Origin of the sequence: Barnesiella sp. CU968 (assembly GCF_905219685.1) — a bacterium.
Lineage (GTDB): Bacteria > Bacteroidota > Bacteroidia > Bacteroidales > Muribaculaceae > Lepagella > Lepagella muris_A.
Window position 1 is genome coordinate 1 of record NZ_CAJMXD010000549.1, and the last position, 1,481, is coordinate 1,481.

Consider the following 1,481-nt stretch of genomic DNA (forward strand, 5'->3'; position numbering starts at 1 on the left):
CCGCCATCCCCGCTCTTGAATATTTATAAATTATATCCGGTGAACTGAGGGAAGCGGGGACTGTTGTACTAACTTTCCATCGCTTTCTTCGGGCATGAGCGGACGCACTTGCCACATTCAATACACTTGTCGTGGTCTATGACAGGATAGCCATCTGAACCTTGGGTAATGGCTCCCACGGGGCAGAGACGTATCAGAGGACACACATGGTCATGCGGACATAGTTTTCGGTTGACTGCAATCATCATTTAATTAATTCGGATACTTGCTTATAGCGCAAAATTAGTGCCTTTATAATAGAATGACAACAGATTTTTGTTATCTTTGCATTGAATTTATCTATCATGACTCTTCAACAGCTGAAATACGTAATAGCGATAGACCGATATCGTAATTTTGCAAAAGCCGCTGCGGAACTTGATGTGACGCAGCCTACTCTCAGCGCACTTCTCCTGAAACTGGAAAATGAACTCGGAGTGCGTCTATTTGAGCGTAGCAACAAGTGTGTGCGCCCGACAGCCTTCGGAAAAACAGTGATAAGGCAGGCTGAGCAGATTTTGAGTCAGACCGAGTTGATTTCAGAGACAATCGCGGAGCAGAAGAAAGAAGTCTCCGGTTCTCTTTCAATAGGAATCGGACCCAGCATCGCACCTTATCTCATGCCATGGTTTATCAAGAAGTATACCGACAGTTATCCGGATGTAAAACTGACTGTCAATGAAATGAGAGGTGACATGGTCATTGAGTCTCTCCGACTGGAAAAGATTGACGTAGGAATAGCAATCAGTGGCAATACCGCTCAGGAAATCATGGAAATTCCATTCTATTGCGAGCCGTTCCACGTCTATGTGGCGAAGGATTGTCTGTTGAAGATGCCGAAATTCAATCCGGCAGACCTGTTGCATGAAAAGATGTGGATAATGAAGGAGTCGCAATGTATGCGTGAGAGCGCGTTCAGTTTTTGCAAGAAAAGAAGCATCGGGCGACATATCTATGAGGCTGGAAGCATCGAGACATTGATACGCATTGTCGATATTAACGGCGGCTTTACGATAATTCCCGAAATGCACCTCCCTTTTCTGACTGACGCACAGCGTGAAAATGTGCGGCCGATAGAGGGCGAATATGTCTCGCAGCGGTGTGTCACAATATATGTCCGCAAGGATTTTATCCGATATCGTATGTTGAAAAGTGTTATTGAAATCATGTCGTCAATCATTCCCCGCAAAATGATTGATATCGGTTTACACGAGAATATAGCATTATTTTTTAAGAAAAAATAAGTCAAGACGAGTTCAGTTTCTAAGCCTTTCCCAAGATTCAGGAATAACAGGGACGGCTATACCGAAGCCAAATCTGATTTTATAAAACATGTGAGCTACATTGCATTGTCTATACTGGAGGAAAGAGTGGCGTAAAAGTAAGTGTTTAGACAAGTAACCATTTACTTATAACCTAATTTTAAATACTTCTTCTTACCA

The 1,481-nt window shown here is 43.1% G+C and carries 2 protein-coding genes; one reads left to right on the forward strand and one right to left on the reverse strand.

Features of this window, described 5'->3' with window-relative positions:
- Positions 1-68 precede the first annotated feature (68 nt).
- Complete coding sequence (locus JX312_RS13590; protein WP_123407877.1) at positions 69-248, reverse strand: DUF362 domain-containing protein; 180 nt, start codon at positions 246-248, stop codon at positions 69-71.
- 96 nt (positions 249-344) lie between these two features.
- Here JX312_RS13590 and JX312_RS13595 point away from each other — a divergent pair, with 96 nt between their 5' ends.
- On the forward strand, positions 345-1,283 hold the full coding sequence (locus JX312_RS13595; RefSeq protein WP_204458450.1) for a LysR family transcriptional regulator: 939 nt from the start codon (positions 345-347) through the stop codon (positions 1,281-1,283).
- Positions 1,284-1,481 lie beyond the last annotated feature (198 nt).

What these genes read in the sequence shown, in the direction of transcription:
- JX312_RS13595 (WP_204458450.1), top strand. Translation starts at nt 345, where the DNA reads ATGACTCTTCAACAGCTGAAATACGTAATAGCGATAGACCGATATCGT.
- JX312_RS13590 (WP_123407877.1), bottom strand. Translation starts at nt 248, where the DNA reads ATGATGATTGCAGTCAACCGAAAACTATGTCCGCATGACCATGTGTGT.